The sequence below is a fragment of the Acinetobacter lwoffii genome (assembly GCF_019343495.1).
Taxonomy (GTDB): domain Bacteria; phylum Pseudomonadota; class Gammaproteobacteria; order Pseudomonadales; family Moraxellaceae; genus Acinetobacter; species Acinetobacter lwoffii_P.
On the sequence record NZ_CP072549.1, the window covers coordinates 13,135 to 32,313 of the forward strand.

Annotated in this window: 18 protein-coding genes and 1 tRNA gene; 9 read left to right on the top strand and 10 right to left on the bottom strand. The window is 42.2% G+C overall.

The annotated features are described in order from the left end of the window. Window positions 1–75 precede the first annotated feature (75 nt). Both carB and carA read right to left on the bottom strand, forming a co-directional pair. Window positions 76–3,306: a carbamoyl-phosphate synthase large subunit gene (gene carB / locus J7649_RS00090; RefSeq protein WP_219308744.1), complete on the bottom strand. Its 3,231-nt coding sequence runs from the start codon at window positions 3,304–3,306 to the stop codon at window positions 76–78. Window positions 3,307–3,319: 13 nt separating this feature from the next. Continuing rightward, complete coding sequence (gene carA, locus J7649_RS00095) at window positions 3,320–4,459, bottom strand: glutamine-hydrolyzing carbamoyl-phosphate synthase small subunit (protein WP_004280574.1); 1,140 nt, start codon at window positions 4,457–4,459, stop codon at window positions 3,320–3,322. 308 nt (window positions 4,460–4,767) lie between these two features. Between carA and J7649_RS00100 the strand changes: the two genes are divergently transcribed. Then, window positions 4,768–5,256 (top strand): hypothetical protein, encoded by a 489-nt coding sequence (locus tag J7649_RS00100; RefSeq protein WP_129716258.1) that lies wholly within the window; start codon window positions 4,768–4,770, stop codon window positions 5,254–5,256. 102 nt (window positions 5,257–5,358) lie between these two features. Continuing rightward, a complete protein-coding gene (locus J7649_RS00105) occupies window positions 5,359–5,580 on the top strand; it encodes a hypothetical protein (RefSeq protein WP_004280572.1) in 222 nt (73 codons plus the stop codon). 148 nt (window positions 5,581–5,728) lie between these two features. Here the strand turns inward: J7649_RS00105 and J7649_RS00110 are convergent, their stop codons facing one another. Next, on the bottom strand, window positions 5,729–6,268 hold the full coding sequence (locus J7649_RS00110) for a DOMON-like domain-containing protein (RefSeq protein ID WP_044109433.1): 540 nt from the start codon (window positions 6,266–6,268) through the stop codon (window positions 5,729–5,731). Window positions 6,269–6,279: 11 nt separating this feature from the next. Continuing rightward, window positions 6,280–6,603 carry a ribosome assembly RNA-binding protein YhbY gene (gene yhbY / locus J7649_RS00115; protein WP_004280569.1) on the bottom strand — a complete coding sequence of 108 codons (324 nt, stop codon included), beginning with the start codon at window positions 6,601–6,603 and terminating at the stop codon, window positions 6,280–6,282. Between the two features lie 195 nt (window positions 6,604–6,798). Here yhbY and rlmE point away from each other — a divergent pair, with 195 nt between their 5' ends. The 5 genes from rlmE (at window position 6,799) to J7649_RS00140 (ending at window position 11,545) form a co-directional block, all read left to right on the top strand. Next, complete coding sequence (gene rlmE, locus J7649_RS00120; RefSeq protein ID WP_005097715.1) at window positions 6,799–7,449, top strand: 23S rRNA (uridine(2552)-2'-O)-methyltransferase RlmE; 651 nt, start codon at window positions 6,799–6,801, stop codon at window positions 7,447–7,449. 132 nt (window positions 7,450–7,581) lie between these two features. Then, window positions 7,582–9,471 (top strand): ATP-dependent zinc metalloprotease FtsH, encoded by a 1,890-nt coding sequence (gene ftsH / locus J7649_RS00125; protein ID WP_219308746.1) that lies wholly within the window; start codon window positions 7,582–7,584, stop codon window positions 9,469–9,471. Between the two features lie 157 nt (window positions 9,472–9,628). Next, window positions 9,629–10,192: a GNAT family N-acetyltransferase gene (locus tag J7649_RS00130; protein ID WP_228738671.1), complete on the top strand. Its 564-nt coding sequence runs from the start codon at window positions 9,629–9,631 to the stop codon at window positions 10,190–10,192. 78 nt (window positions 10,193–10,270) lie between these two features. Beyond that, window positions 10,271–11,122 (top strand): dihydropteroate synthase, encoded by an 852-nt coding sequence (gene folP, locus J7649_RS00135; protein WP_005247701.1) that lies wholly within the window; start codon window positions 10,271–10,273, stop codon window positions 11,120–11,122. 108 nt (window positions 11,123–11,230) lie between these two features. Then, window positions 11,231–11,545 carry a DUF5713 family protein gene (locus J7649_RS00140; RefSeq protein ID WP_004280560.1) on the top strand — a complete coding sequence of 105 codons (315 nt, stop codon included), beginning with the start codon at window positions 11,231–11,233 and terminating at the stop codon, window positions 11,543–11,545. Between the two features lie 30 nt (window positions 11,546–11,575). On the opposite strand, the gene J7649_RS00145 is transcribed toward J7649_RS00140, so the two are convergent. The 3 genes from J7649_RS00145 to J7649_RS00155 form a co-directional block, all read right to left on the bottom strand. Continuing rightward, entirely contained in the window at window positions 11,576–12,262 is a 687-nt protein-coding gene (locus J7649_RS00145) for a hypothetical protein (protein WP_219308748.1), read from the bottom strand. Window positions 12,263–12,353: 91 nt separating this feature from the next. After that, window positions 12,354–12,439: transfer RNA gene (locus J7649_RS00150), tRNA-Leu, on the bottom strand. A 170-nt stretch (window positions 12,440–12,609) separates the two neighbouring features. Beyond that, window positions 12,610–13,338, bottom strand: a complete 729-nt coding sequence (locus J7649_RS00155; protein ID WP_219310025.1) for a hypothetical protein — start codon at window positions 13,336–13,338, stop codon at window positions 12,610–12,612. Window positions 13,339–13,512: 174 nt separating this feature from the next. Here J7649_RS00155 and J7649_RS00160 point away from each other — a divergent pair, with 174 nt between their 5' ends. Further along, complete coding sequence (locus J7649_RS00160) at window positions 13,513–14,019, top strand: hypothetical protein (protein ID WP_004280554.1); 507 nt, start codon at window positions 13,513–13,515, stop codon at window positions 14,017–14,019. Between the two features lie 41 nt (window positions 14,020–14,060). Here the strand turns inward: J7649_RS00160 and J7649_RS00165 are convergent, their stop codons facing one another. From J7649_RS00165 to J7649_RS00175, 3 genes are all read right to left on the bottom strand, one after another. Beyond that, window positions 14,061–14,339 carry a hypothetical protein gene (locus J7649_RS00165; RefSeq protein ID WP_004645748.1) on the bottom strand — a complete coding sequence of 93 codons (279 nt, stop codon included), beginning with the start codon at window positions 14,337–14,339 and terminating at the stop codon, window positions 14,061–14,063. 66 nt (window positions 14,340–14,405) lie between these two features. Next, window positions 14,406–15,728: a polyamine export protein PaeA gene (gene paeA, locus J7649_RS00170; protein ID WP_004280552.1), complete on the bottom strand. Its 1,323-nt coding sequence runs from the start codon at window positions 15,726–15,728 to the stop codon at window positions 14,406–14,408. A 127-nt stretch (window positions 15,729–15,855) separates the two neighbouring features. Further along, window positions 15,856–16,845: a LysR family transcriptional regulator gene (locus tag J7649_RS00175; RefSeq protein WP_004280551.1), complete on the bottom strand. Its 990-nt coding sequence runs from the start codon at window positions 16,843–16,845 to the stop codon at window positions 15,856–15,858. A gap of 661 nt (window positions 16,846–17,506) precedes the next feature. On the opposite strand from J7649_RS00175, the gene J7649_RS00180 reads away from it, so the two are divergent. Further along, window positions 17,507–19,108, top strand: a complete 1,602-nt coding sequence (locus J7649_RS00180; RefSeq protein WP_004280550.1) for an isocitrate lyase — start codon at window positions 17,507–17,509, stop codon at window positions 19,106–19,108. The last annotated feature ends 71 nt before the right edge of the window (window positions 19,109–19,179 follow it).

A 19,179-nucleotide genomic window follows, 5' to 3' on the forward strand; every position in this document is an offset into this window, starting at 1 on the left:
CAGTTGAAAGATATAAAATCTATAAATAAAAAAAAGCCCGCCACCAAGAAGGTGGCGGGACTTCTTGGAAGTGAATTAACCTTTAGTTAGGTCTTGCAAACGATATACATCCATCGGCAATTTAATTGCTAAAGCTTGGCATACTGCATCCGCACCATTCAATGTAGTTGTGTTATACACTTTACCTTGAAGTGCTGAACGACGGATCGAGAATGAGTCTTCTTGTGCCTTTTTGCCTTCAGTCGTGTTAATCACAAGGTGGATTTCGCCGTTTTTAATACGGTCCACAATGTTAGGACGACCTTCAGTTACTTTATTGACACGTTCACATTCAAGACCAGCATCGCTAATCACTTTAAATGTACCATCAGTTGCAAGAATCTTGAAGCCTAGGTCAATCAATTGTTTTGCGATACCTGCCGCACGTGGTTTATCTGAGTCACGTACAGAGATAAATGCGTGTTTCACTTCGCCTTCAGTTGGAAGACCTGGTAAACGCTCATTTGCACCTAAAACAGCTTTATAGAACGCTTCACCAAATGTTTTACCAACGCCCATCACTTCGCCAGTCGATTTCATCTCAGGGCCAAGGATCGGGTCAACACCAGGGAATTTGTTGAACGGGAACACTGCTTCTTTGACAGAGAAGTGCTCAGGAATAATCTCAGTTGTGAAGCCTTGCGACTCAAGAGATTGACCAGCCATGCAACGTGCAGCAACTTTCGCTAAAGATTCACCGATACACTTAGAAACGAATGGCACAGTACGAGACGCACGTGGGTTCACTTCCAAGATGTAAACATCTTCACCTTTGACAGCAAACTGAACGTTCATCAAACCGATCACGCCAAGCTCTTTTGCCATAGCCACGGTTTGACGACGCATTTCGTCCTGAATCTCTTTAGATAGAGAGTAAGGAGGAATCGAACATGCCGAGTCACCTGAGTGAATACCCGCTTGTTCAATGTGCTGCATGATGCCGCCAATCACAACGTCTTTACCATCAGATACGCAGTCTACGTCAACTTCGATCGCATCATCTAAGAAACGGTCAAGAAGAACAGGCGCTTCGTTAGATGCTTGAACTGCATCACGTAAGTAGCGTTTTAATTCTTCATCGTTGTATACGATTTCCATCGCACGACCACCAAGGACGTAAGAAGGACGTACCACTAATGGATAGCCTACTTTAGACGCTTCAGCCATGCCTTCTTCAGCAGATTTTACAATGCTGTTGTTTGGTTGGCGAAGTTGTAGACGTTGAATCATTTGCTGGAAACGTTCACGGTCTTCTGCACGGTCAATTGCGTCAGGCGATGTACCAATGATTGGAGCACCAGCTTCTTCTAAAGCACGAGCCAATTTCAAAGGTGTTTGACCACCGTACTGAACGATAATGCCTTTAGGCTTCTCGATACGCACGATTTCTAAAACGTCTTCTAAAGTGATCGGTTCGAAGTACAAACGATCTGAAGTGTCGTAATCCGTAGAAACAGTTTCAGGGTTACAGTTTACCATGATCGTTTCATAGCCGTCTTCACGCATAGCCAGGGCAGCGTGTACACAGCAGTAATCGAACTCGATACCTTGACCGATACGGTTAGGGCCACCGCCGATCACCATGATCTTGTCTTTGTTCGATGGATTTGCTTCACATTCTTCATCGTAAGTTGAGTACATGTAAGCTGTATCAGATTCGAATTCTGCAGCACATGTATCGACACGTTTGTAAACTGGAGTTACGCCCAGGCTCCAACGATGTTTACGGAATTGCTTTTGTGAAATACCCATCAAGTCTGCAATGCGAAGATCTGATAAACCTTTACGTTTGAATCCACGGATGTTGTCCGCATTCAAGTCGCCAAAACCTAAAGTTTTGATTTGGTTTTCAGTTTTGATGATGTCTTCGATTTGAATCAAGAACCAGCGGTCAATGTTCGTTGCAGCGAATACTTCGTCTAAAGTAAAGCCGTGACGGAATGCATCGCCCACGTACCAGATACGCTCTGGACCTGGCACTTTAAGTTCTTGCAAGATTTTGTCGCGCGCGCCTTCAGCACCCACTTCAATTTTTTCGTCAAAACCAGAAGCACCCACTTCAAGACCACGAAGGGCTTTTTGTACAGATTCCTGGAAGTTACGACCAATCGCCATTACTTCACCGACAGATTTCATCTGAGTTGTAAGCGTTGCGTCAGCTTGTGGGAATTTCTCGAAGTTGAAACGAGGAATCTTAGTAACTACGTAGTCAATTGCAGGTTCAAACGATGCAGGTGTTGTACCGCCAGTGATGTCGTTTTTCAACTCATCAAGCGTGTAACCAACCGCTAATTTCGCAGCGATTTTTGCAATTGGGAAACCAGTTGCTTTAGAGGCAAGGGCAGATGAACGTGATACACGTGGGTTCATCTCGATCACAACCATACGACCAGTATTTGGACAAATACCGAACTGTACGTTAGAACCACCTGTTTCTACGCCAATTTCACGTAGTACAGCTAAAGATGCGTTACGTAGAAGTTGGAATTCTTTGTCTGTCAATGTTTGCGCAGGAGCAACAGTGATTGAGTCACCAGTGTGTACGCCCATTGGGTCAAAGTTTTCAATCGTACATACGATGATACAGTTGTCGTTTTTGTCACGAACAACTTCCATCTCGTACTCTTTCCAACCAATTAAAGATTCATCGATCAATAATTGTTTAGTCGGAGAAAGATCGAAACCGCGTTCACAAATCTCGATAAATTCTTCTTTGTTATATGCGATACCGCCACCTGAACCACCCATCGTGAATGATGGACGGATAATTACTGGGAAGCCGAAACGTGCTTGAATTTCTAAAGCATGTTCCATTGACTCAGCAACGTCAGCTTTTGGACATTCAAGACCAATTTTACGCATTGCCTGGTCAAACAGTTTACGGTCTTCAGCTTTTTCAATTGCTTCTTTGGTCGCACCGATCAATTCAACATTGAATTTTTCTAAAATGCCGTGCTCATCAAGGGCAAGGGCACAGTTCAATGCAGTTTGACCACCCATGGTCGGAAGAACAGCATCTGGGCGTTCTTTCTCAATAATCGCTGCAACAGTTTGCCAAGTAATTGGCTCAATATAAGTTGCATCTGCCATGGTTGGGTCGGTCATGATGGTCGCTGGGTTCGAGTTGACCAAAATAACGCGGTAGCCTTCTTCACGAAGGGCTTTACATGCTTGAGCACCTGAGTAGTCAAACTCACATGCTTGACCGATGACAATCGGACCAGCACCAATAATCAAGATGCTTTTAATGTCAGTACGTTTAGCCATGATGCTTCCTTAATTACTTCTTAGATGCTTCGATAAGTTCGATGAAATGATCGAACAATGGTGCGCAGTCATGTGGACCCGGGCTTGCTTCAGGGTGACCCTGGAAGCTGAACGCAGGTTTGTCTGTACGATGGATACCTTGGTTGGTGCCATCAAACAGTGAGCGATGCGTTACACGCAACACATCAGGCAGATTGCTTTCATCGACTGCGAAGCCATGGTTTTGAGAAGTAATCATCACTGTACCGTTATCAAGATTTTGTACAGGATGGTTCGCACCGTGGTGGCCGTGAGGCATTTTTAAGGTTTTAGCACCACTTGCAAGCGCAAGGATCTGGTGACCCAGGCAGATACCAAATACTGGAATTTCAGTGGTTTCTACAATTGTTTTTACAGCTTCAATTGCGTAGTCACATGCAGCCGGATCACCAGGACCGTTCGAAAGGAACACGCCATCTGGATTCAGTGCAAGTACATCAGCAGCAGGAGTTTGCGCCGGCACAACAGTCAGTTTACAACCGCGGTCTGCGAGCATACGTAAGATGTTGGTTTTGACACCGTAATCGTATGCAACAACATGGAATTTAGCTTCTGGTTGAGAGAAACCTTTGCCTAATGTCCAAGAGCCTTCAGTCCATTCAAAACCTTCAGGGTCGCAACATTCTTTTGCCAGGTCTAAACCGTTTAAACCACCAAATGCACGTGCTTTTTCAAGCGCTTCAGCTTCAGTGATATTTTCGCCAGCAAGGATACAGCCATTTTGCGCACCTTTGTCACGTAAGATACGTGTCAATTTACGCGTGTCGATATCCGCAATTGCCACAACATTGTGTTGTACCAAATATTCAGCTAATGATTGGGTTGAACGGAAGTTACTGTGCAGTAAAGGCAGGTCACGAATGATCAATCCGTTCGCCCAAACCTTATGAATACGACCTGATTCAGCGTCTTCTTCATTACAGCCTGTGTTACCGATATGTGGGTAAGTCAGTGTCACAAGTTGCTGTGCATAACTCGGGTCAGTCAAAATTTCTTGATAGCCAGTCATGGCAGTGTTGAAAACGACTTCACCAGTCGTACTACCCGATGCGCCAATCGAAGTACCTTTAAAGATAGTTCCGTCGGCAAGGGCTAAAATTGCTGGGGTGCTCAAACCAAAGCTCCTGAAATTTAGGCTGTAAAAAAGCGAGAAGACGAAAAAAAAGGAAGGCTATTTTTTAAACCTACCCTCCTATGTCTGCTCGCTTGAACTTAACACGGCATTATACGCAGAATGACCCCTAAAGTCCAACGGCTTTGCAGCGAAAGTATGAGATAAATGGCTTGCTTTTTGCATGGAAGTCTGTTTTGTAAGCAATGTGAAAAAATGTAAGCAATTAATAATTGTCAGACAAATCAAATCTTAATTTTTATCAAATCTACTAATATAGCTTAGTCGATATAACAATAGGAACAAGACAAATGGCTACAGCACCTAAATCTACTACATCTAAAAAAATCACTCCGAGCGTGGTAACTGAAACTGCCGAGAAGCTTGAAAAAGTAGCAGTCGAGGCTAAAGATCAGGCAATTGGAACCATCGAGGAAAGTAAGGAAAAGCTTGAAGTTGAAGCCAAGCAGTTAAGCGACACTGTGCAGGAACAATTGCGTCAATTTAAGCAGGAGGTGTTACAGCGTATTGATACTTTGAAGGAGCAGATTTTCGGTTCGCAGAAAGAATTAACTGAACTGAAAAGCTTTATCAAGACAGAATTCAACGCGGTCGTCGAAGACTTATCCAATCTGGGTAAAGAGCTGAAAGAAGATGTCAGTCAGATTTCGACCAAGCATAAGGAACATCTGACCGATACTTTTAAACGTTCTAAGGATAGTACCATTGAAGTACTGAAAAAAGTCAAACCCGTGGTGAAAACAGAGAGCTCGGACAAAAGTCCTGAGCTGAAAAGTTAGGCTGCGCTGAAAGGCCGCTATTTAAAAAGGAGAACAATCAAATGTTCTCCTTTGTCTTTATGCAGCAAAACGGACTCACAATAACAATTAGAGGGGGTCACGATGCAACAGCATTTTGTAGGTGTACTTATTTTACTGATATTGATCATGCTACTGAATCTGGAAAGCGGATTGGGGCGCATACTTTATCTAGGTGTAATCGTATTATGTCTGGGAGTACTGGGACTGGTGTTTGGGACCATTCTTCTGATGATCATTACTTTTGCTTTTATTCTTTATGCTGCTGTGAAATCTATTCAGGAGCAGCATCATCTGCATCACTAAAATATGAACGTTGAAAACAATAAAAAATCTAAAATAATTACATAGAGGATCAATCATTGTTAAGCGATAAACAAAAACGTGAGACTTTAAGTCTCACGTTTTATTCGCCTGTTACACTTTAAATAGCTGATGCACAGCGTCAATCTATTTAAAACACATGCAACCAGTCACGTTTATTATGAAAATCTGCCTGAGGACTACTATGCTGCATGGCATAGTATTGATCACCTTGCGAGGTTTTTAAAACAGCAGATAAACCCAGGAACAAGTTTTCCCATTTCAGTTTATGTGTTGCCATAAAATCAGTCAGATCCACACTGACATTAAGACCATAATGCGTGCGTTTGAGCTGATTCAACTCAATATCATCCGCAGCTTGCGGTGGCATATCTTCAGGATAACGGTATTCTTCGAATTGATAAGCCTGCCAGGCCTGAGAAGGGGAAAGATTAATCTCACGATAAAAATCTTCGCCCTGAACCCCAATAAAAATTTCAAAGCAGGTCTGTTCCCACAGGAAATCCTGACGGGGATGTGCCGTCACCATATCGGGCCACAAGATGTACTGATTGGGATCACGGATCCAGAAGCCCACATTTAAATTGTATGGGCCTTGCTGTTCGATGGCGGCAACCAGAGAGATGGCCTGAAAACGGCGATCAAATGCGCTAAGCTCGTAACTTGCCATAAGTCCTGTACTTAGTTAGACAAATGAGCGAAACGGACAAGGTTGGACAATTTTTGGTTTTGTTTCGCAGCTTTCTTGTAAAGCAGTGCAATTTTACCAATAGTTTGAACCACTTCAGCACCAGTCGCTTCTGAAATTTCAGCAATCAGTGCTGCACGCGCTTCACGATCTTCAGCTACGATTTTCACTTTAATTAGTTCGTGATCGTTTAAAGCACGCGCCAATTCTTCGATGACATTTTCAGTCAGGCCTTTGTCACCCAGCATAACGACCGGGTTTAAAGCATGTCCGATTTGACGTAAACGCTTACGTTCCTGAATAGATAAAGACGCCATGAGAGATAACCTGAATTTTAAAACGGCTTAGTATAGCAAAAGCAAAAAACAAACGCTTTAAATTCTCAGGAAATAATCATTTCCAATATCTCTTCATAACGAGCAAAACTCCTCGATTTAGATACACATGTATACTGCAAAATATGTCTTTTTCACGTACAATTAATAATTAGACGTTTTTTTATTTAGAGAGTTATGGCTACACGCATTACCAACCAAAAGTTATCTAAAAGTAGTCGTGATTGGATGAGAGAGCATTTAGACGATCCTTATGTGAAAAAGGCACAAAAGGAAGGCTATCGTGCGCGTGCAGCATATAAGCTCTTAGAAATGCAAGAAAAGTATAAAATCATTAAACCTGGTATGACTGTGGTCGACCTGGGCGCAGCGCCAGGCAGCTGGTCACAGATTGCCGGTAAACTTGTTGGCGATAAGGGTTTATTGATTGCATCTGATATTTTACCAATGGATGCTTTACCAGATGTCACTTTTCTGCAAGGTGACTTCCGTGAAGAAGAAGTTTTCCAAAAACTGCTAGAAATTTTAGATGGTCGTACTGTAGACGTTGTAATTTCAGATATGGCCCCCAATACATCAGGTAATAAGGCTGTAGATCAACCGCGTCAGATTTACTTGTGTGAACTTGCACTGGATTTTGCCAATAAGGTGCTAGGCCCCAAAGGTCAATTTGTGGTAAAAGTTTTCCAAGGCTCAGGTTTTGATGAATTCCGTAAGCAAGTGGTTGATAGTTTTGATATTCTGAAAACATCTAAACCCTTGGCATCACGTGCTCGCTCTAAAGAAGTTTTCCTGATCGGGCAGGGACGCAAGAAGGCTTTAAAATAAGTCTACTTGCCAAGTCGTTAAAAATTGTGCATTTTGTACGTTTTCAGATAATTGTAAGTTAATTTACAGCTTAAGTATTAAGGTCACCCTGAACAGGGCATGATCAAATTAGATTGGAATGGGAATAAAGCTTTGAGCGATCTTTTTAAGAATGCCGTATTGTGGCTCGTGATACTGGGTGTGCTGGTGTTAATCTTCAGCAACGTCAGTGACCGCAATCAACCGACTACAATGAACTACTCAGAGTTTGTTGCCGCGGTCAATGCTGGCCAAATTAAACAAGTTGTTATTGACGGCGAAAGAATTCGTGGCGAAAAATCAAACGGTTCAGAGTTTGAAAGTATTCGTCCGGCAGTTCAGGATCCTGAGCTGATGCCAAGCCTCATTAAAAATAATGTTGTGGTCGAAGGTGAAGCACCACAACGTCAAGGCTTGCTCATGCAGTTGCTTATTGCAAGTTTCCCTGTGCTTTTAATCATTTTGTTATTCATGTTCTTTATGCGCAACATGGGTGGCGGTGCAGGTGGTAAAAACGGCCCAATGAGTTTTGGTAAGTCTAAAGCCAAAATGTTGTCTGAAGACCAGATTAAAGTCACTTTCGTCGATGTTGCCGGTTGTGATGAAGCCAAGCAAGAAGTGGTTGAAATTGTCGACTTCCTGAAAGACCCAACGAAATTTAAACGTCTCGGTGCAAGTATTCCACGTGGTGTTTTGATGGTCGGTCCTCCAGGTACAGGTAAAACCTTGCTTGCCAAAGCCATTGCCGGTGAAGCTAAAGTGCCATTCTTTAGTATTTCAGGTTCTGACTTCGTGGAAATGTTTGTGGGTGTTGGTGCATCGCGTGTGCGTGACATGTTCGAACAGGCAAAACGTCATGCACCATGTATCATCTTTATTGATGAGATTGATGCAGTCGGTCGTCACCGTGGTTCAGGTACAGGCGGTGGTCACGATGAACGTGAACAGACACTGAACCAGATGCTGGTTGAAATGGACGGCTTTGAGGGGAATGAAGGCATTATCGTGATTGCTGCAACCAACCGTGCAGATGTACTGGATAAAGCACTTCTTCGTCCAGGCCGTTTTGACCGTCAAGTTGTGGTTGGTTTGCCAGACATCAAAGGTCGTGAACAAATCCTGAATGTACATTTGAAAAAATTACCTTCAGTGACAGGTGTGGATGTTAAGGTTCTTGCACGTGGTACACCTGGCTTCTCGGGTGCGCAATTGGCAAACCTAGTGAATGAAGCTGCTCTGTTTGCTGCACGCCGCAACAAGAACACCGTCGATATGCATGACTTCGAAGATGCAAAAGACAAGCTGTATATGGGTCCTGAGCGTAAATCGATGGTACTTCGTGATGAAGAGCGTCGCGCGACAGCTTATCATGAAGCAGGTCATGCAATTGTTGCTGAAAGCTTGCCAGGTACAGATCCTGTGCATAAAGTGACGATCATGCCGCGTGGTTGGGCTTTAGGCGTCACCTGGCAGCTGCCTGAATTTGACCAGACTAGCCATTATAAAGACAAAATGTTGAATGAACTTTCGATTTTGTTTGGTGGCCGTATTGCTGAAGAAGTCTTCATTAACCAGATGTCGACTGGCGCTTCAAATGACTTTGAGCGTGCAACTAAAATGGCACGTGCGATGGTGACCAAATATGGTATGTCTGACAAACTCGGTGTCATGGTCTATGAAGAAGATGCACAGCAATCTTTTATGGGCAGTATTGGTAGCCGCAGTATTTCGGAAACTACACAACTAGAAGTCGATCGTGAAATTCGTCGAATTCTGGATGAGCAATATAAAATCGCACGCGATATCCTGGAAAGCAAAAAAGATATTGCCCATGCGATGGTGAAAGCCTTGATGGAATGGGAAACCATTGATCGTGATCAAATCCGTGACATCATGGAAGGTCGTGAGCCTCAGCCACCAAAGGTCTATGTGGCAGACAACCCTGTGATTGATGTAACCCCAGATGATGGTCCGTTGACTCCTCCGCCATTGCCAGCGAACTAAGCTTATTAAAAAAACCACCTTCGGGTGGTTTTTTTATGCTTGTCATTTTTGTCATCGCTTTTTGAATGTTATATTGAGCGATTAAAAATGAATAAGAAAAATAAAAATGAATATACCTGTGCTGGAATCTAGTATTTACTGACTTCGTCTTGAACCGCTGAGCTGGGAGCATTTTTCTGATTTAGCCATCGCATGCGCTGATGAAAATTTAGGTGAGATTTTATATAACTCGGTGCCTTATCTGCATAACTTAAAAAAATATTTTTCTCAGGCCTTTGAACAGCAAGTTCAAGGTGAAAGGATGGCTTTTGCTGTGATCGATTTAAACTCCGGCCAAGCAATTGGAACCACCAGTTATCATGATATTAAGGCGAAAATTCCACGTTTTGAAATTGGTTATACCTGGTATGTCAAGCGCTATCACAGAACTTATGTAAATCGCGTTTGTAAATATCTTTTGTTAAGACATGCTTTTGAAAATTTAAATGCTCAGGTCGTCGGCTTTCGGACTGATCACTTGAATCTTCCCAGCCAGAAAGCGATTGAGGCATTAGGTGCCAAGCGAGATGGCATTATCAGGTGTCATATGCTGCGTAAAGATGGACAGACTATTCGAGATAGCTACATCTATAGTATTTTAGAAAGTGAATGGGCAGATGTGAAAGCATTATTACAATCTAAACTGATGCAATATTCCCAAAACAATTACTTCGAAATCTAGGTCCTAGCCTTATTCCACTTTGCTTTATTCAGCGATCCATAAGACAATATCGGGGTTATTTTGAGTGAGTATTGAATCATGCAGCTGATGCCTTTGTTACCACATGTATGGACATTTGGTGATTTAAAATTGGACTTATCCCAGCCGCATGTGATGGGGATTCTCAATGTCACCCCAGACTCTTTTAGTGATGGTGGTCGGCATAATCACAAAGAAGATGCAGTCGCACGTGCGCTTGAAATGATCGCTGAAGGCGCGACCGTGATTGATATTGGCGGTGAATCGACCCGTCCAGGTGCCGCAGTGGTAGAAGTGGAAGAAGAAATTCGCCGCGTAGTGCCTGTGGTGGAAGAACTGGCTAAACATAAGGTCATTCTCTCGATTGATACGTCGCAACCTGAAGTCATACGCGCAGCGGTTCGGGCCGGAGCACATATCTGGAATGATGTCCGTGCTTTGACTCGGCCGAATGCATTGCAGACCGCAGCAGAACTCAATATTCCAGTGATCATCATGCATATGCGCGGTGAGCCGACCACCATGAACAATCTGGATCAATATGAGGATGTCACTAAAGATGTGATACGCGAGTTATCCCAACGTGTTCAGGATGCTTTAGATGTTGGAGTAAAAGCGGAAAATATCATGATTGATCCAGGTTTTGGTTTCGCTAAAAATGCCCAGCAAAATTTAAAGCTGTTGCAAGAGTTTTATAAATTGACAGAAATGGGCTATCCGATTTTGTCTGCTTTATCACGTAAACGCTTTATCGGAGCAGTTTTGGATGGGGCAGAACCACAAGAGCGTGCAGTGGGTTCAGCAACAGCGCATTTGTTGAGTATTCAGCAGGGTGCATGTATGGTACGGGCACATGATGTTAAAGTCACAGCCGATGCGATTAAAGTCTGGCAAGCTATGCAAATGGTTTAAAAATCGAGGCTGGGAAATCCCTACATTGGCAATGTTGTTTGGCTTTTGAGCAACAATATGCTATATAGGCACGCTTAGATTAGATAGTCATCCTTTAGAGTGCCTGTAATGTTTGCAGATTTACTTCTCCCCATGTTCGATGATGAGTATTATCCCGATATTCTGGTTGCTGAAATCAAGCAGCACATCGAACGTTTTGCCCAAAAAGTCGCTAAATCAGGTTTGTCAGATCAAGAAATTTACCAGCTTGCCAATCTGACTGTGGCTGATATCAATATCATGAAACCTCAGTTCGAAGATCTGGATTCGTCTCTGGATGATACTGCCGCGGATTATATTGCCGAAGCCATGATGATGGTGGTGCAAGAGCACGGCCTGTTCGAGATTGAAATGGAAGAACTGATTACCAATCGTGAATGGTGATTTAAGAAAACCCTGCAGATGCAGGGTTTTTTATTGTCTGTTCAAATAATCTTTAAAGCTATTAAAGCGAATTGAGCCGAGTAATTGTTGCTCTTCATTCATGCATTGCTGATAAAGGTTTTGGTAATAAGCGTGCAGATTTGACTGACCCTGAATCTGTTGTGGTGTTTTTGATTTGGATTGTTGATAAGCCCAAAAAGCCAGTTGTCGGAGTTTCTGCAACCTGATCTGGTCAATCGCACTACAGGAACTTTTAAATAAAGGTTCCAGGATGACCACCCCAAAGGAAGAAATCGCTAAAATGATCATACTAATGATGACCAGTACATCCGAATGAATCAGATAAAGGTTGAGCAATAAGCTCAGAAAAATTGGAATTTGCAGATAGAGACAGTTTTGCAAACGCTGACTATAGGCTTTGGAACTAAATTGCGCCTGATATTGTGCATGCCAGATATAAGGATAAAGCAGTGCCATCAGCACAATTAAGGTGACATTAAAGGCAATCGTGGCATTCTTGAAAAAATAATATTCCAGAAATACGGAGCTGAGACTACAGGCTACACAGACCAGAAGGGACAGTAAATTAATCGCGATAACAAACTGGATATTTTGCAAGGCATTAAATTTAAAGCGGCTATAACGCAGCTTAAGGAAAAAAGCGTCTGGATGACGTAATTGTAATGTAGCGAGATCAAAGTGTTTTAATTCTGACATGGGGATTTCGCGCTAAAAGAATAAAATTCAGGCACAAAAAAACCAGCCTAATGCTGGATTTTTTATTGCACCATTTTAATAAATATTAAAATGGTGCCCGAGGCCAGACTCGAACTGGCACGCTTTGTGGGCGGGGGATTTTAAATCCCCTGTGTCTACCGATTTCACCACTCGGGCATGTGCGCAATAATAGAGGACGAAATAAAGCTTGGCAAGCAAATTCCGAAATGATTGCTTTCTTTTCAAGCAATTCCGTGGCTTCTATTCTAAAAATCAGCAAATCAACGTTTTTTAAAATTCAATATTTGCAGATCTTTAAGATGGCCAATGAAAAAGGATAGAGAGAACTATGAATTTTCATCCAGATAGCTGTCGACATCTAGATGCTTGATCGTTTTACAATATTGATGCTCATATTTCAGCAGCCGCGTATATAACCCGGCATAGTGATTTAATTGCTGTTTTAGTTCGGCATACCGAGGATCATGGCTTGAATAAAAACGTAATTTTAGTCGGATCAGGCAGGTTTGTTTATAAGCCCAAAAACAGATTTTACGTAATTGTTGTAGCTGATAGTGCTCAGTATTTTTACTATTTTCCTTGAATAAATTTTCTCGATAAAAGCGCACAAAACCAAAGCTCACGCCAAAGAAGAATAAGCTCCACATCAGCAAACTGCTTTGTATAAAGACCAGATTTAACGCTTGCATCAGAATCACAATAGCCATCTTGATCGGGGTATGCCGTAATAATTGATACAGCGAATAAGAAGAATGCTGAATCTGGTACAAAATCAAGGTGAGACTCAACATCAGGCACAGTAGAATGGCCAACATGGCATAACTCTGCGCCTGAAATTCGCTGATTTGCACAAAAGATTGCTGTACGAAATCTCCTAACATCAAACTGATGGGAACAAAAATCATGGCGGCCAAGGCCCAAGGAATTAAAAGCTTGGCTTTATCCCAGATTCCACGGATTTTAATCTGACTGTAAAACAGGTAATTTCCTTTAAATGCAGTCGGATATTGGCGCTTAAGTTGCTGCAGCAACAAAGTCACTTGCGTAGTGGGCATCATCCAGAGATTAATTTAATATATAGATGAAGCACTATAGTCGATTTTGCGCAAAATCGCAGAAGAAATGCAGTTTCAGGTCGTAGCGCTGTTTTAATCATGAAGATTTTGATTTTTTAGCCACGAATTATGCGAAAATAGCCGATTCAAGATTTATTTTTTTAAGGACAGTTTATGACTGATCAATCTCCTCAGGCGTTAAGCGACATCGAAATTTTAGACATCCTGCAAAGTATGAAAAAGGATGAGCTAAATACTGAGGCGCAAGCAGCAATTCGTCAGGGTGGTAAAGCTGGTCGTCAGGAAGCGCATAAAGCAGCCTTAGTAGCATTGAATCAGTCATTTGAAGACAAATTTGTCGAAGCCGTATCTTTGGCTTTGGGTCTGAATGCAGCACAAATCAAAAAAATCCGTTATAAAAAAGACCGAATCCGTATTTTAAAAGCGCGCGGTATTGATTATATGGCGATTGATGGCGCTGAAACTGCGCAAGTGCTGTCACAAATTGCCCAAGCAATTGTGCGTGAAGATGCCATTGTCACCCATGACCTGCATAATATTTTCCCATTCTGGAAAGAAGGCTGGCCAATGGTGCAATTCGATAATGCCTACAAAATTTTAGAAGATGATATCCAGATTCACTATCAAGCCGTTCTTGAGGCTTTATTAGCAAAAATCTAAGCTATAACTAGATCTAAAAAAAAGCACCCAAAGGTGCTTTTTTAATCACGATATATCAGTGCAATCAGCCAGCTGATGGGCAGAATAAATAAACGCCACCACGTGATTAATGGCCAATAAAAATACTCTCCAAATCTCAAGGTCGAGTCGAAACCTTGACGGCGACGTTCATGCGGGTAGGGAATAATGAAAACTGTTAAAACCATCAGAATGATGGCTGCGAGTAAAAGCAGGGGATTCTGTTGTTTGGCAAAGAAGAAGTAAAACAAATACAGGGCTGAATAAAAAAACAGACATGCCAATAATGCAGAAATATTCATCACTCACCTTATGGATTTTTTTATTAGAATAATTTTTTGAATAGAGGGCTAAAAAGAAGAACCAGATTAATCTGATTCTTCTTGAATAACTGAATTGGTTTCGATTAGGCGGGTCACCAGCAACTGGTCAATTTTAAAATGATCGACATCCACCACTTCAAACTTATAAGCACCAAATATCACGGCATCTGCAGGACGTGGAATCTTGCGTAATTTATACATCATGAAGCCAGCAATGGTTTCATAGTTCTCATCATCAGGCATTTCATCAATTTCAAGCGCATGCTTGATGTCTTCAATCGGCGTGCTGCCTTCAATCAACCAGGAATTATTGTCACGTTTAATAATTTGCTGATCTGCTTCAATAGGCGTCACCCAGTCACCCATCACGGTAATCATAATATCAGAAAGGGTAATCACGCCAACGACCAGCGCATATTCATTAATGACGACGGCAAACTTTTCCTTGGTGGAACGGAAACGGTCCAGAACTTCCGATAAGGTCAAAGTGTCAGGAATAGTCAGGACATTACGGATGGTATTTTCATTGAGTTGCAGCAGCGACTGGTTGTTCAGAATACGCACCAGAATGTCTTTGGCGTCGACATAGCCAATCACACTGTCAATGTCATTGCTACATACCAGAAACTTGGAATAGGGGTATTCCGCCAGCTTTTGCCGAATACTTTCTTCCGGTTCATTTAAGGTGAAGAACACCACATTTTCACGTGTGGTCATACTCGAAGGCACGTTACGTTCTTCCAGCTCGAATACGTTTTCAATGAAATGGTGTTCCTGTTTCTGGAGCACGCCTGCCTGTGCACCGGCATCCATCACTGCAGAAATATCATCAAAAGTAATATTGTCATCACGAATAGTATTTACTTTAAACAGACGGAACAGCATGTTGGCAATCGCATTGATAAACCAAGCCAAAGGTTTGCAGACTTTAATGAAAATCTGAATTGGCTCGATGACTGAGACTGCGATCTTTTCTGGCGCAATCATGGCCAGACGTTTCGGCATCAGGTCTGCAAATAAAATAAATAATGAAGTGACGACCGTAAAGGAAAGCGCAAAGCTGATATTGTCAGCCCAAGGTCCTTGGTAAAAGCGGGAAACAAAATTATAAATATAAGGACGGAAGGCACCTTCACCTAAAATACCGCCGAGAATGGCAACTGCATTTAAACCAATTTGGGAGGCTGCAAAGAAGTCTGCAGAATTTTCTTGTAGATCTAAAACTTTTTGAGCGCGATGATCACCCGACTCAGCCAGAATTTTGAGTTTGACTTTACGGGCACCAGCGAGGGCGATTTCAGTTAAAGATAAAAAACCGGCCCCCGTGATGAGTATTAAGATAATCACAATATTTTGTAAGAGGCTCACAAATCCACCTGTGGATGAATAGTATCTTGGGATATTTTTAACACAAAAAAAGACTTGAGGTGTAACAACGACAGCTCAAGTCTTCGAAGTATAATCTTAAAAAATAAGAATTTAGAAGATTTTGAGTTTAATAATGTGAAAATTGAGAATTATTGCTCAGGAATTCACGGTTTTCTTCTTCAATCATCTGGCGCGCAACATATAAAATCAGCTGACGTAACCAGCGATGCGCCGGATGATGATGCAATAAAGGACACCATGCCATTTTCAATTCAAATTCAGGAATATAAAACGGCGGATCTTTGAGAATTAAATTGTGATTCTTGGCTTGCAAACGTGCAATGCGTGAAGGCAGTGTTGCGACCAGATCGACATTGGCAGCCAATAATCCCGGCATTTGATAGTGACGGGTAAAGACTGAGATTTTACGTTTCTGGCCAATACGTTCTAAAGCCTGATCGATCCAGCCTAAACCGGCCTGTTTTTCAGGATTTACCCCGAAGCCAACACCCATACCGGTTTTGGAAACCCAGATATGCTGTGCATCCAGGTAACTTTTAAGGTTTAAGTTGCTTGCGGCAGGATGCTTGTTATTTAAAAGGCAAGAAAAGCTGTCACGCCAGACCAAAACCTGATGAAAACTTTGCGGGATTTCATTAAAACGGTTGATTGCCAGATCGACCTTGCCTTGTTCCATGTCACGATATGACACGTCACTTGGCGTCAGGAAGTCTAATACCACGTTCGGTGCTTCTGAACGTAGGGCTTTAACCAGACGTGGAACCAGCGTGGCTTCTGCATAATCCGAGGTCATGATCCGGAAGACACGATTTGAGGTATATGGACGGAACTCGGTACGTGGTTCCAAGATCATCGACAGATCAGCGAGCGCATCTCGAATGCGGGGCTGCAATTCTAAGGCACGTTCAGTGGGTGTCATGCCTTCAGAAGAACGAATCAGGAGGGGATCATTAAATAAATTGCGTAATCGGCGTAAGATGTTACTCATGGCAGGCTGGGTAACGCCCAGTTGTTCTGCTGCACGTGTGACATTTTTTTCGCGAAGAAGTACATCAAGATAAATTAATAGATTGAGATCGACCCGCTCCAGATTCATAAAAGAAATACCGAGAATAAATACAAGAAATTATGAAGATTATGCCATAATTGCCGGGCCTTGTGTAAAGCGTCGATGAAAAAAAGCCATGTGCTCACTGATAAAGTTTACAAAATTAACACAGGCTTAAGCTCCATTATTCAAAGTGTACATAAGAGAAAAGATGCACGTTAAATAGAATATCATTTAGCCTTTTTATAGAGGGAAATGAAAACCATCTTTTCGCTTTAAAAGAACATGAGAAAGGCTGTTCTTACGTTCAGTATTTGAGTGAAAAGTACACTAAATCGAGAATTCATCAAGTTGAATAAATCATCAAAGATCAGTATTTTTTAAAGATAAAAGGGCATAAACCCCATATCCAGACTTAAGTCTAATGAATTATTTTTAAGCAACATGTGGAAATTTTATCCATTTTTATTTTTAAATAAATATATATAAAACATAATCTTAATATAATCTATCAAGATTGTACTAAGACTTTGATCTACTCATTTTTTAAATAAATACTGAAGATTCTTGCAGACTATTGGATTAATTTTCATAAGCCCACTAATCTTTAGCTATCCCAACGGATCGTCGAAAATCTGAACAAGTCATTGAGGGTGTGATTTGAGCGGTTCGTTGCAGAAAAATCCTAATATTATTACAGGAATATATCATGACTACATACCAAACAGCGATTGATGCAATCCGCGAATTAAAAGCGAAATTCGGTAACACTTGGGCAGACATCAGTCCTGAAGATGCTGCGCGTATGCAACTTCAAAACCGTTTCAAAACTGGTTTAGACATTGCGAAATATACAGCGGCAATTATGCGTCGTGATATGGCTGCTTATGATGCAGACTCTAGCAAATACACTCAATCACTAGGTTGCTGGCACGGTTTTATCGCGCAACAAAAAATGATTGCGAACAAAAAATACTTCGGTACAACTGAACGTCGCTACATCTACCTTTCTGGTTGGATGGTTGCAGCACTTCGTTCAGAATTCGGTCCACTTCCTGACCAATCTATGCACGAAAAAACGTCTGTTCCTGCATTGATCGAAGAAATCTACACTTTCTTACGTCAAGCTGACGCGAAAGAATTAAACGACTTGTTCCGTGCACTTAAAAAAGCACAAGAAGCGGGCGACACTGCTAAAGCAGCTGAAATCACTTCACAAATCGACAACTTCCAAACTCACGTTGTGCCAATTATTGCGGACATCGACGCTGGTTTCGGTAACGAAGAAGCGACTTACTTACTTGCTAAGAAAATGATCGAAGCGGGTGCTTGTGCACTACAAATCGAAAACCAGGTTTCTGATGCGAAACAATGTGGTCACCAAGCTGGTAAAGTAACAGTTCCACACGAAGACTTCATCGCGAAAATCCACGCTCTTCGCTATGCATTCCTAGAAATGGGTCTTGATGACGGTATCATCGTTGCACGTACTGACTCTGAAGGCGCTGACTTGACTCAAAAAATCCCAGTGGTTAAAGAGCCAGGCGACATCGCTTCTCAATACATTAGCTACTTAGACACAACTGAAATCGACATTTCAGAAGCTCAAGAAGACGAAATTCTGATCAAGCGTGATGGTAAACTTCACCGTCCTAAACGTCTTGCTTCTGGTCTATACCAGTTCCGTGAAGGCACGCAAATCGACCGCGTTGTACTTGACTGTGTAACTAGCCTACAAAACGGTGCTGACTTGCTTTGGATCGAAACTGCGACGCCTAACGTTGCTGAAATCGCTCACATGGTTAACCGTGTACGTGAAACAGTTCCAAATGCGAAACTTGTTTATAACAACTCGCCTTCGTTCAACTGGACTTTAAACTTCCGTCAACAAGCGTATGACCGTTGGGTTGCTGAAGGTAAAGACGTTTCTGCTTACGACCGTGCTAAGTTAATGAGCGCTGAGTACGATGCAACTGAACTGGCTGCTGAAGCTGACGAAAAAGTTCGTACATTCCAAGCTGACGCTGCTCGTGAAGCGGGTGTGTTCCATCACTTGATCACACTTCCGACTTACCACACAGCTGCACTTTCTACTCATGAGCTTGCTCAAGGTTACTTCGGTACTGAAGGTATGTTGGCTTATGTTGCTGGCGTACAACGTAAAGAAATCCGCGGCGGTATCGCATGTGTTAAACACCAAGCAATGGCTGGTTCTGACATCGGTGATGACCACAAAGAAATCTTCGCTGGTGACAATGCATTGAAAGCTGGTGATGATTCTAAAAACACAATGAACCAGTTCAGCGCTTAATCCGCTCAATTGATTCACCAAAAAACCCTGCAGATGCAGGGTTTTTTGTTTGGAAAAATGCTATTAATAAA